Annotated in this window: 10 protein-coding genes; 5 read left to right on the top strand and 5 right to left on the bottom strand. The window is 72.2% G+C overall.

Annotation, left to right across the window (positions count from 1 at the left end):
- Window positions 1-127 (top strand): integrase core domain-containing protein (locus tag IRX98_RS17805; RefSeq protein ID WP_224279050.1); only part of this gene is annotated, 127 nt, incomplete at its 5' end.
- Window positions 128-137: 10 nt separating this feature from the next.
- Here IRX98_RS17805 and IRX98_RS17800 read toward each other — a convergent pair.
- The gene (locus tag IRX98_RS17800; RefSeq protein ID WP_224279045.1) at window positions 138-1,124 is read right to left on the bottom strand and encodes an asparaginase; all 987 of its coding nucleotides are present in this window, start codon (window positions 1,122-1,124) and stop codon (window positions 138-140) included.
- 55 nt (window positions 1,125-1,179) lie between these two features.
- On the opposite strand from IRX98_RS17800, the gene cysC reads away from it, so the two are divergent.
- The 3 genes from cysC to IRX98_RS17785 are packed head-to-tail and all read left to right on the top strand — an operon-like array spanning window position 1,180 to window position 3,903.
- Window positions 1,180-2,361, top strand: a complete 1,182-nt coding sequence (gene cysC / locus IRX98_RS17795; protein ID WP_224279037.1) for an adenylyl-sulfate kinase — start codon at window positions 1,180-1,182, stop codon at window positions 2,359-2,361.
- On the top strand, window positions 2,354-2,896 hold the full coding sequence (locus IRX98_RS17790; RefSeq protein WP_224279035.1) for an arsenate reductase/protein-tyrosine-phosphatase family protein: 543 nt from the start codon (window positions 2,354-2,356) through the stop codon (window positions 2,894-2,896). Before cysC ends, IRX98_RS17790 begins: the two co-directional genes overlap by 8 nt.
- Window positions 2,896-3,903: a sulfite exporter TauE/SafE family protein gene (locus IRX98_RS17785; protein WP_224279033.1), complete on the top strand. Its 1,008-nt coding sequence runs from the start codon at window positions 2,896-2,898 to the stop codon at window positions 3,901-3,903. Before IRX98_RS17790 ends, IRX98_RS17785 begins: the two co-directional genes overlap by 1 nt.
- Here IRX98_RS17785 and IRX98_RS17780 read toward each other — a convergent pair.
- On the bottom strand, window positions 3,900-4,670 hold the full coding sequence (locus IRX98_RS17780; protein WP_224279031.1) for a hypothetical protein: 771 nt from the start codon (window positions 4,668-4,670) through the stop codon (window positions 3,900-3,902). The two genes, IRX98_RS17785 and IRX98_RS17780, sit on opposite strands and share 4 nt — an antisense overlap.
- Before the next feature lie 13 nt (window positions 4,671-4,683).
- Window positions 4,684-5,508: a beta-keto acid cleavage family enzyme gene (locus tag IRX98_RS17775; protein WP_224279029.1), complete on the bottom strand. Its 825-nt coding sequence runs from the start codon at window positions 5,506-5,508 to the stop codon at window positions 4,684-4,686.
- Between the two features lie 55 nt (window positions 5,509-5,563).
- Between IRX98_RS17775 and dtd the strand changes: the two genes are divergently transcribed.
- Window positions 5,564-6,010 carry a D-aminoacyl-tRNA deacylase gene (gene dtd, locus IRX98_RS17770; protein WP_224279027.1) on the top strand — a complete coding sequence of 149 codons (447 nt, stop codon included), beginning with the start codon at window positions 5,564-5,566 and terminating at the stop codon, window positions 6,008-6,010.
- A 1-nt stretch (window position 6,011) separates the two neighbouring features.
- Here dtd and IRX98_RS17765 read toward each other — a convergent pair whose 3' ends face one another.
- Together IRX98_RS17765 and IRX98_RS17760 are read right to left on the bottom strand one after the other, a co-directional pair.
- Window positions 6,012-7,193, bottom strand: a complete 1,182-nt coding sequence (locus IRX98_RS17765; RefSeq protein WP_224279025.1) for a glycoside hydrolase family protein — start codon at window positions 7,191-7,193, stop codon at window positions 6,012-6,014.
- A gap of 128 nt (window positions 7,194-7,321) precedes the next feature.
- Window positions 7,322-8,500, bottom strand: a complete 1,179-nt coding sequence (locus IRX98_RS17760; RefSeq protein ID WP_224279023.1) for a glycoside hydrolase family 16 protein — start codon at window positions 8,498-8,500, stop codon at window positions 7,322-7,324.
- Window positions 8,501-8,511 lie beyond the last annotated feature (11 nt).

Here is an 8,511-nt window from a genome sequence, read left to right as displayed (position 1 = left end):
CGAGTCAGCCCGACTCGCGGCTCTGCCAGCATGGGTCCACGAGTACAACCACCACCGGCCCCACTCAGCAATCGGGAAGGCCACACCCATCACCAGGTTGGACAACCTGGCTGGGCATCACAACTAGTCAGCCGCCGCTAGAAGGCAGCACGGATCACCCCGACGGGTACGCCGCCACCCAGGAGCTCGTGGTGGCCGGTGGCCTCGACCGCGGCCGCGTCGACACCGTCCTCCTCCAGCACCCCCGAGCGCCGCAGCGCCTCGGCCATCAGCACCGGGCGCACACGGGGGGCCCCGTCGTCGGTCTTCAGCGCCCAGGCACGGCCGTCGGGCATGGCCACGACGTAGCAGGACTCGGCGCCGGCCTTGCCGATCAGGCCGGGAATCGCGCGGTGCAGCGCGAGCTCGTCGCGGGTCGTGCCGCTGACGTGGTCGGGGTGGCGACGGATCGCCTCGGCCACGGTCCGCTCCGGGCCGTCGGTCGCCGTGGCGAGGGTCGCGAAGGCGCGCGCCAGCCCGACCAGCGAGGTGGACAGCAGCGGGGCCCCGCAGCCGTCGACGGCGATGGTGTCCACGGGCTCGCCCGTCACCCGGGCGAAGGTCGCGGCGATCGCGACCTGCAGCGGGTGGTCGGCGTGGAGGTAGGTCGCGGTGTCCCACCCCTTCAGCACGCAGGTGGCCAGCATCGCCGCGTGCTTGCCCGAGCAGTTCATCAGGATCGACGACCGGGTCCCGCCCTCGCGGATCACCTTCTCGCGGGCGGCGTCGTCGAGCGGGTAGTCGAGGGGCGTCTGCAGGGCCGACTCGTCGAGACCCGCCGAGGCCAGCGTGCGGCGTACTCCCTCGACGTGGAACGACTCCCCCGAGTGCGATGCGCAGGCCAGGGCCAGCAGGTCCGGCGGCAGGTCGAGGCCGAGCTCCACCATCGCGAGCGCCTGCACCGGCTTGTTGCTCGAGCGCGGCAGCACCGGCACGGTGACCTCGCCGACGGACCAGTCGACCGTCCCGTCGGCAGCGAGCGCGACGATCGATCCGTAGTGGTGGCCCTCGACGAAGCCGGAGCGAATGATCTCGGCGACGACCGGCAGGCCGGTCCGGGGCGTGGCGGGGGCAGCAGACAACATGGTCCGCAGGCTACTCAACGCGGTCGGCCCACCTGCACAGTGAGAGGATGCGCGGGTGATCCAGCACTGCCCCACGCCGACCGAGCTCGACGACCTGGAGCTCCTCGTCTCCGGTGCCTACGCACCGTCGACCCGCTTCAACGAACCCGGCAGCGCGGTGACGCTCGAGCTGCCCGACGGCGCGACCGAGGCCGAGCTCGTCGACCCCGAGGGCCTCCCCTTGGCGCGGGTCGGCGCGGACGGCTCGCTGGAGCCGCTCACCCACGCGCAGTACGGCCCTTTCCGCCGGCTGCACCTCACGCCCACCCAGGTCCGCGAGCAGCACGCCGGCGCCACCTTCGTGCCCGTCACCGACGCGCTCTCCGACGCCGAGCTCGCCGAGCTGCGCGGCCTGGGCCGCGTGGTGCTGCTCGCCCTGAGCGGCACCGGCACCGCCGCGCTCTCCCCTGTCGCGCTGGTCCGCGCGACGCTGGCGGCGGCCGACCGGCTCGACGAGGCGAGCGTGGTCGCGGTTCCGCTGCCGTCCCACGGCGACGCGGACGCCGACCACGCCCTCGGGGTCCGCGTCGTCGACAACTACGCCGCGGGCGACCCCGTCCACGCGCTGGCCGACGCCTCCGACTCCGCCCTGCCCACCCCCATCGCCGCGATCGTCGAGGAGGACCGCCCCGAGCCCGAGGAGCAGGGCCTCGTCCTCTTCTTCACCGGGCTCTCCGGCAGCGGCAAGTCCACGCTCGCCCGCGCCCTCATGGACCTCCTCCTCGAGCAGGGCGGCCGCTCGGTCACCAGCCTCGACGGCGACGTCGTACGCCGCCACCTGTCCGCGGGCCTGACCTTCTCGAAGGCCGACCGGGAGACCAACATCCGCCGCATCGGCTGGGTCGCCGCCGAGATCGCGCGCCACGGCGGCGTCGCCGTCTGCTCGCCGATCGCGCCGTTCGCCGAGACCCGTGAGCAGGTGCAGGAGATGGTCGAGGCCGCCGGCGGCGCCTTCTTCCTGGTCCACGTCGCCACGCCGCTGGAGGAGTGCGAGCGGCGCGACCGCAAGGGCCTCTACGCCAAGGCGCGCGCCGGCGAGATCCCCGAGTTCACCGGCATCTCCTCGCCCTACGAGGAGCCGACCGACCCTGCCGTCCGCGTCGACACGACCGGACGCACGATCGAGGACGCACTCAGCGACGTCCTCGTCGCCCTCGACGAGGCCGGCTACCTCCACCTCGAGTCGTCGCATGGCTGAGCCGTTGCGGGTGCTCTTCGTGTGCACCGCCAACATCTGCCGCTCGCCCGCGATGGAGCTGATCGCGCGTGACCTCGCGGGCGATGCCGACGTCGTCTTCAGCAGCACGGGCACGCACGCCCGCGACGGGCACCCGATGAACTCCGAGATGCGTGCGCTGCTGCCCGAGGGGATGGCGCGCGGGTTCCGCAGCCGCCACCTCACCGCAGCCGTGCTCGACGACGCGGACCTCGTGCTGACCGCGGAGTCGGTGCACCGCCAGCACATCCTCGACGACTTCCCGCAGCTGCACCGCAAGGTCTTCACGCTCGGCCAGTTCGAGGCGATCGCTGGCGAGCAGCCCGGCCTCAGCGGGCGCGAGCTCGTGGCCGCGGCCGGCCAGCGGCGTACGCCGTCGGCCCCCGAGCACGACGTCGCCGACCCCTACCGGCGCGGGAAGGCGGCCGCCCAGCAGGCAACCGGCACAATCACTGCCATGCTGAGCGTGATCGTGCCGCGCCTGACCGGCCGTGCCCCGTCGGAGGAGACGCGCTGATGGACTGGATCACAGCAGCCTTCTTCTCGATCCTCGCCGCCGGGTTCTTCGTCGGCATCGTCGTCGGCCTCACCGGCATGGGTGGCGGCGCCCTGATGACGCCCGCGCTGCTGTTCCTCGGCGTCGGCTCCCCGGCCGTCGTGGTCACCGCCGACCTCACGGCGGCTGCGATCTACAAGACCGGCGGCGCGATCGTGCACCAGCGCGAGGGCTCGCCCAACATGCAGCTCGCCAAGTGGCTGATGATCGGCTCGATCCCGATGGCCCTGCTCGGGCCGCACCTCGTGGCGTGGCTCACCGACGACGTCGACCAGCTCAACTTCGTCCTCGTGATCTGCATCGGGTTCGCGTTGCTGCTCGCTGCGGCGACGTACGCCCTGCGCCTCTACGTCAACCTGCTCCGCGTGCGCTCGGGCACCCACGTCACGGACGACAACCCGTCGATCCGCGTCGTGCCGACCCTGCTGGTCGGCATGCTCGGCGGCCTCCTGGTCGGCGTCACCAGCGTCGGCTCGGGCTCGGTCATCATGATCGCGCTGCTGATGCTCTACCCCGGGCTCTCCGCGGTGAAGCTCGTCGGCACCGACCTCGTGCAGGCCGTGCCGCTGGTGCTGGCCGCGGCGATCTCCAACATCGCGCTGCACGGCATCGACTGGGAGATCCTCACCCCCCTGGTCATCGGCTCCGTGCCGGGCACCATCCTGGGATCGATCCTCGCCCCGCGCGTGCCGCAGTCCTTCATCCGGCGCGGCATCGTGGTCGTGCTGACCATGAGCGGCGTCGCGCTGCTCGACAAGTCCGGCTGGGCCCCGCTCGGCGTGGAGGAGACCCACCCGGTCCTCATCGCCGGCGTCGGCATCGCGGTGCTGCTGGTGCTCCCGGTCGTGTGGGGCTTCCTGCGCAAGCAGCAGGGCCTGCCGATGTTCGGCTCCCCCACCATCGCCCAGCTCGAGGACCCCTCCTACAAGCCCGGGCTCGTCGGGATGAAGAAGGTCGACGACTCCTAGGCCCGCGCCTGGTCCGGCGGGAGGCTGTGCTCGGTGCCGAGCGCCGCGCGCGAGGCCGGATCGGTGATCGCGCGCGCGATCACGTAGGCCGCCACCTCAGCCCCGCCGGCGAGGTGCGCGGTGTCGACCACCAGCGTCCCGTCACGTGTCGCGGCGCGCCATGACCGGCCGCGGGGGCCGGTGCGCGTCACCAGCGGCGAGCGGTCGGGCCGCACGAGCACCGGCATCGGCTGCTGCGGGACCACACCCGTCACGTCGTCCCAGGACAGCTCCACACGGGAGGTGCGGTCCTCGTGCACGAGTCGGGTGGGCGACAGCCACAAGCCACCGGCTCGTACGCCGCCCGCCACGCCGCTCGACCACGCGAGCAGCAGGGCCACGACGGCCATCGTGACCGTCCATCCCCACGCGGAGTCGACGGCGGCCACGACCGCGGCGAGCGCGGCGACGGCCGCCAGCCCGACGAGCGTCCACGTGGAGACCGCGGTCGGGCCCGGGTGGCGGGGCAGGTGGAGGGCTGCCTCCCCCTCGAGCTGGGCGAGTCGGGGCTGGGGAGGTGCGCGTCGGACCCGCCGCGCGACCACCTCCTGACCGGCACCGCCGGCCGCGCAGACCAACAGCGCCAGGCCCGCGACCAGGAGCGAGCGACCCCGCCCGGTCCCGACGCCGACGAGACCCGCTCCGAGGAGGGGCAGTCCGATCGCCAGGAGGATGATCATCCCGAGCCAGGACAGGGCACGGAGGCCAGTTTGGCGCGGGCCGCTCATGCGAGCACGCTCCTCAGCCCAGGCCGAGCAGCTCGCGGCACTGGGCAGGCGTCATTGGCGTACGCTGCGCGATCCGTCCCAGGTCGACCGCGCGCTCGACGAGCTGGGCGTTGGACTCCACGGGCACGCCGCGGCTGATGGTGAGCACGTCCTCCATGCCGACGCGCAGGTGCCCGCCCATGGACAGCGAGGCCATCGCGACCGCGAGTGTCGAGCGCCCGATGCCCGTGGCCGACCACGAGGTGACCTCGGGCGGCAGGGCCGCGACGCCGGCGACGAGGGCCGGGGCGGTGCCGGGCATGCCGCCGGGGACGCCCATCACGAAGTCGACGTGGACCTTGGCGCCCGCGGGGGTGCCGTACCCGCTCAGCAGCCGACCCAGCGCGTGCACCTGGCCGAGGTCGAACAGCTCGAACTCCGGGGCCACACCGCGCTCGAGGGCGAGCTGGTAGAGGTCCTTCACAAAGGGCCAGGGGTTGAGGAAGACGTCGTCGCCGAAGTTCGTGGTGCCCATGGTCAGGCTGCACGAGTCGGGCCCGGCGTCGAGCACCTTCAGCCGCTCGTCCAGCGGGTCGTGCACCGACCCGCCCGTCGAGAGCTGCACGACGAGGGAGGAGCTCGAGCGGACCGCGTCGACCCACTCGCGCAGCAGCGACTGGTCGAGCGTCGGCGCGTGCTCGCCGTCGCGCACGTGGAGGTGGATCATCGCCGCTCCGGCGGCCTCGCAGTCGACAGCCGTGCGCGCGATCTCCTCCGGGGTGGTGGGGAGCTGCGGGCAGTCGGCCTTGGCGGTCTCGGCCCCGGTGGGGGCGACCGTGATCAGCAACGCGTCAGACATAACTTCCTCGGTGGTCGAGTAGCGAGCGGAGCGAGCGTATCGAGACCATGTCCCCATGCGTGCGGTCATCCAGCGGGTCCTCTCCGCCAGCGTCCGGGTCGACGACGAAGTCGTCGGGAGCATCGACAGCCCGGGGCTCCTGGTCTACCTCGGTGTCACCCACGGCGACGGGCCGGACGAGGTGGCCTGGACCGCCCGCAAGATCTGGGACCTGCGCCTGCTGCGCGAGGAGCAAAGCGCCAGCGACGTCGGCGCCCCGGTGCTGGTGGTCAGCCAGTTCACCTTGTACGGCGATGCCCGCAAGGGCCGCCGACCCACCTGGCAGGCCGCTGCCCCGGGCTCGGTCAGCGAGCCGGCCTACGACGCGGTCTGCGAAGAGCTCGAGCGCCTGGGCGCCCACGTCGAGCGCGGCCGCTTCGGCGCGGACATGCGGGTCGAGAGCGTCAACGACGGCCCGATCACGCTCGTCCTGGACACCCCGGCCTCGCCGGTCGAACAGTAGGTCAGCGAGCTCGCACGGTCTCGATCATGACCGGCGAGGCTCCCACGCGGAAACGGCTGCCCGGCTTGATGTTCCGCGCGACGCCCTTCGCGTTGGTGCGAGTCGTGGCTCCGGCAGGAGCCGCGACCGTGCGCTGCTTGCCGGCGCGCTGCCAGTAGACGTGGCGTACGACGCCGCCGCGCGCCTTGAAGACACACGAGTAGAGACCACGGGCGATGTTGCATCCCTTCGGCTTGGTCCGCAGCAGCCAGTCTTGCCCGACGCCGTACGCCTTGCCGGCACTGGTGAGGTTGCCCGACCCGTCCTGCAGCTGGGTGTTGACGGTCTGGTGGTTCTCCCAGCGCCACCAGTACACCCGGTCAGCGCCCATCGCGGCATGGAGGACGTAGGTGCGGACCACGTAGGCGGCCTGCAGACCTGAACGGATGCGGGGCGTGGGCTTGAGGCCGTTGGCGCCGTAGTTGATCTCCGTCGCCCAGACCGGCCCCGTGAAGCCGAGCCTGGTCACGGTCGACCGGGTCCACCGGGTCAGCTCGAGGCCGTCCTCGGGGCGCTCCCGGGGCATGGGGTAGGCGCTGAGGTTGGCCACGTCGAAGAACCGGTGGACTGCGCGCCCCTGCACACGCTGGGTCCAGTAGTCCTTGAACCACGCCTTGAAGTACTGCGGCTCGCCGCGCAGCGGGAACGACGGAGCCGCGACGGTCGCCTTGGGGGCGAACTGGTCCGCGGCGCGCCCCAGGCGGGCCGTCATCTGCGCCATGTGCGCCGGCGTCCCGGTGAAGAAGTTGCTGACGTTCGCCTCGTTCCAGACCTGGTAGTCCACGCGAGCGCGGTAGCGCTGGACGAGCGCCCGGACGAAGTTCCGGTAGGCCCTCAACCGCGGAGGGGACGCGTACGTCGGCTCTCCCGCTCCGGTGGCGTGGAAGCGCGGCGTTCCCTCGATCACCAGCAGGGGTCGGGCGCTGTTCTTCTCCGCCGTCGCGACCTTCGCGTCGAGGCCGGACCAGTCGTAGACCCCTGGTGAGCGCTCGATGCTCGACCATGCGGTCGCGGAGCGGACCACTCCCGGGTTGAAAGCCGGCCACACCGCGGTCGGACTGATGCTGAGGTCGACGCCGAAGAACCTGGGGCCGATCCGGTCGGCAGCTGACGCGGCACCGGGTAGTGCAACGACAGAACTCACCAACAGTGCGGCAATGAACGAGACGAGAAGGGCATACGAACGACGACGTACTGAACGAACCACGAAGAAACTCCCCCTGTGACCAACTGGATCCGCCACTGTAGGTCACGTTCCCGTCCGGGAACGGATCAGGGGCGCGGCCCGGTCTCCCAGACCCGCGCCCAGTCGACGTCCATGTGCTCGGGCAGCTCACCGTTGAAGCGCGGCAGCTCGTAGTCCGAGGACAGCAGGCTCAGGATCAGGAACTCCGGGCGCCCGGACGTCTCACCCTCGAGGCGCTGGGTGACGCGGCCGTCGATGCGGAAGACGTACTCGTCGGGCGTCCACTCGACCGAGAAGACGTGGTAGTCGCTCGCCCAGTCGTCGCCGAGCTCCTCGGCGTCGGGCAGCCAGCCGCCCACGGTCTGCTTCTTGCCGGCCTCGTCCAGGAAGTAGGTGAAGCTGGTCAGCCCGCCCTCGGGGTGGTCGTCGCCGAAGTACTCCATGACGTCGATCTCGGCGCCACCCTTCGCGGGGCCGCCGGGCTGCTGGCCACCGGCGGCCTGCATCCAGAAGGCGGAGTGCTGACCGCGCGCGGCCTGGGTGCGGATCCGCGCCGCGGCGAAGCCGTAGGTGAAGGCGTACGACGCCTCGGTGCCGACGTGGCCGTTGAGCCGGTAGGGGAACTTCTTGCGCCGTCCCGGCAGCTGGCACTCGTCGCCGCGCCGGTCGGGGTCCTCGGTCACGCTCAGCCGCAGCACGCCGTCGGCGACCTCGGCGGCGTCGGCGCTGGCGCGCGAGCACGTGCGTACGCCGATGTAGCCCTGGTCGCGGGTGACCCAGGGGCCGTCGGCCTCGTCGACGGTGTCCTCGTCGAAGTCGTCGGTGAAGCTGGCCTCCGGGGCGTCCGAGGTGTCGACCGAGGCACCGACCGCGTCGTCGCCCTCGCCGACCACGACGTGGAGCTCGCCGTCGGCGGGAGACGTCAGCGAGACGCGTCCCTTGCCGTCGGTCTTCGCCTCCGAGACGGTCTCCCACGTGCCGTCGCCGGTCTCGGCGACCAGGGTGACGGCCGTGCCTGCGTCGACGTCAGCCACGGTCGCGTCCACGACCCACGCGGCCTCGTCGGCGGACTCGACGTCCTCGCCGGTGGCGGCGAGCTGGGGCAGCACACGCGCCTGCACCGCGTCGCCCGTGTCGTACGCCGGCGGGGCGTCCTGCTCCCGCGCCGACGAGCAGCCGGCGCCCACGAGGGCCACTGCCAGCAGCCCGCCGAGCGCGCGCCGGGAGGAGGGCGGACCGGGCACGAGTCGGGGGTTTCGGCTCATTCTGTCGAGTC

It is taken from the genome of Nocardioides lacusdianchii (assembly GCF_020102855.1).
In the GTDB taxonomy this organism is placed as follows: domain Bacteria; phylum Actinomycetota; class Actinomycetes; order Propionibacteriales; family Nocardioidaceae; genus Nocardioides; species Nocardioides lacusdianchii.
This window is presented reverse-complemented; position numbering and strand designations above follow the sequence as displayed.